The 1,803-nt window shown below is 69.4% G+C and carries 1 protein-coding gene; it reads right to left on the bottom strand.

Annotated features, from left to right (window positions below; genetic code table 11):
• Positions 1–79: 79 nt before the first annotated feature.
• Positions 80–1,321: a group II intron reverse transcriptase/maturase gene (ltrA, locus tag ACTOWL_RS37830; protein WP_441326460.1), complete on the bottom strand. Its 1,242-nt coding sequence runs from the start codon at positions 1,319–1,321 to the stop codon at positions 80–82.
• Positions 1,322–1,803: the final 482 nt, after the last annotated feature.

Genomic DNA, 1,803 nt, shown 5'->3' with positions numbered 1-1,803 from the left:
ATCGGGATAGGGGGAAGCCTCGCGGCTCCCCCCTCCCACACCACCGGACATACGGGTCCGTATCCGGCGGTTCGGGGGATTAAGCGGTGAGCGGGTCGGCGACGGAGGCGAGGCCGAGGGCCTGAAGGGCGGCGGTGGGGAGTGCGATGGCGAGCGCGGGGCTGTTGCTGAGCCGCCAGGGGCCGTGTGGGCTGCCGGCGGTCTTGGCCGCCAGGACCCGGCCGACGCCGCGGCGTCGCAGCTCGGCAAAGCGCTTGGGTCCGCGCTTCCACTGCGTCCAGGCGATGGCGCGGAGCCGCCGCCTGGTCCACCGGTCGAGTGTGCACAACACCGACGGGGTCTGGCAGAAGCCGAAGTAGCCGCGCCACCCAGTCAGGTAGACGGACAGCTGCTTGACGATCTGCCCGAGGCTGTCGCCGCGGGTGCGCCGCGTCAGGTCCCGGACCTTCGCCTTGAAGCGGTCGATGGCCTGCGGCGCGATCCGGCGCCGCGGCTCTCTTCCGCCGGTGAAGCTGAAGCCCAGGAACTTGCGGACGCTTGGTTTGGCGACTGCGCTCTTGGCCCTGTTGACCTTCAGCTTGAGCCGCTTGGCCAGGAACCGCTCGATGCCGGCCATCACCCGTTCGCCCGCCGGCTGGCTGCGCACATAGATGTTGCAGTCGTCGGCGTAGCGGACGAAGCGATGGCCGCGCTTCTCCAGCTCCTGGTCCAGAACGTCCAGCATCAGGTTCGACAACAGCGGCGAGAGCGGTCCGCCTTGCGGCGTCCCCTCCTCCGTCGGGCCGACAAGGCCCCCCTCCAGCACGCCCGCGGTCAGGAAGCCGCGGATCAGCTTCAGGAGGCGCTTGTCGGCCACCCGCTTGGCCACCAGCCCCATCAGGATGTCGTGGTTGACCCGATCGAAGAACTTCTCCAGGTCGAGATCCACCACCACGCCGTAGCCGGCCGCAATGTATGTCTGCGCCCGTGCCACGGCCTGATGCGCCGAGCGCCCCGGCCGAAAGCCGAAGCTGGCCTCGGAGAACGTCGGGTCCCAGTCCGCCTGCAGCACCTGCATCACCGCCTGCTGGATGAAGCGGTCGAGCACCGTCGGGATGCCGAGCGGCCTCACGCCGCCCGAGGTCTTCGGGATCTCCACCCGCCGCACCGGCTGCGACTTGTAGGTGCCGTCGATCAGCTGGGCCCGGATCGTGGGCCAATGCCGCTTCAGGTGGGCCGGCAGGTCGTCGACACTCATGCCGTCGACCCCCGCCGCGCCCTTGTTGCGCCGCACTCGTGCCAGCGCCGTCTTCAGGTTCTCTCGGTCAAGGATGGTCTCCATCGACGGTCCCACGACCGCCGGGCGTTCGAGGCTGGCTCTCGCCGCGCGAGCTTCGGTCGCCTGGGCCGCAAGGCTCGGGGCTTCACCCTCCGCCTCGGGGCCCAGGGTCAGCTTGCTCTGATCTTTCTGCCGCATGGCTCGCACGAGATCGCCGCTCTACTGGCCTCTTCCACCGTTCGGGCCTTCGGCGGCACCCGCCGCCTACTATGCCCTCTGCTGACTTCTGCGCCGCGGTCGGGCGACCTTGCGGCCACCCCAGTCCCGAGGGACACGGCACAGATCTCCCGAGGTAAGACCGACCGCCTTCACCGCACGCCCGCCGAATATACCACCCCGGCCCTTGATGGCCCTGGACTTCGCGATCAACGGCTCGCTCGTCCGACCGGGCAGGCCTCGTATCCGGTTCTTGTCCATCGGGCCGCGGCTTTGCTCCACGCTTCCTTCAGACCCCGCCTCACGGCGACGCCCTTGCGCTTCGCTAG

The sequence above is a fragment of the Inquilinus sp. CA228 genome, from assembly GCF_052078665.1.
Classification (GTDB): domain Bacteria; phylum Pseudomonadota; class Alphaproteobacteria; order DSM-16000; family Inquilinaceae; genus Inquilinus.
Note: the sequence above shows the minus strand (reverse complement) of the source record. Positions and strands in the feature narration are given on the sequence as shown.

Bases quoted from the DNA above. Each gene is read 5' to 3' on its own strand.
- ltrA (WP_441326460.1), bottom strand. From the start codon at position 1,321: ATGGAGACCATCCTTGACCGAGAGAACCTGAAGACGGCGCTGGCACGA.